Genomic DNA, 550 nt, shown 5'->3' on the forward strand with positions numbered 1-550 from the left:
TTGCTAACGAACACTGCTCGTTCACGGGCTCAGGAAAGATGGCATACCATCTGTCTTTCACCCGCATTAGTTCAGTCCCACGTGCCCATTCTCTGGGCATCTCCTCGGATGCACGAAACGCCAGGCCTCGGGTGAGTTTCGGATACCACGTCCCATTGCGAAAGTTGCCGGCGTTGAATTGCAGCGTATGTGACCTGTCCCGCACACTGCGAAACCTCGCGTCTTTGCTTCGGCGAAACGCCAGCCACGCCTCGACGACCGCGTTCTGCTTGATGTGGCAGGGGGCGTCCTTTACCCACCCAGGCAGGTCGGAGCGCAGGATGATGTCCCGCAGCTTTCTGGCCGTCCTGGGGGCGCCATGTTGGCGCTGATAGGCAATCGCTTGGTTGTAGCAGTACCGGCATGCCGCTTGCCAATGCTTCCAAGCCTTAGCCAGCGCTGGTTCCGGATAAATCCGTATCTTTCTCGATTGCAGCCCGGTATTTTCTGAGTCCGTAGAGCCGACTGCTGAAGCAGTGCAGGATGGTGAGGATATCCTCAACCAGTTCCT

General features: G+C 57.6%; 1 protein-coding gene and 1 pseudogene. Both read right to left on the bottom strand.

Annotation, left to right across the window (positions count from 1 at the left end):
- The coding region (locus NW840_RS13350) for a helix-turn-helix domain-containing protein (RefSeq protein ID WP_414344797.1) at window positions 1-475 on the bottom strand (475 nt) is incomplete at its 3' end.
- Window positions 429-550: pseudogene (locus tag NW840_RS13355) on the bottom strand (IS607 family transposase); the annotation flags it as partial. The gene NW840_RS13350 and the pseudogene NW840_RS13355, both read right to left, overlap by 47 nt.

Source organism: Synechococcus sp. R5-13 (assembly GCF_047462015.1).
Classification (GTDB): Bacteria; Cyanobacteriota; Cyanobacteriia; order Thermostichales; family Thermostichaceae; genus Thermostichus.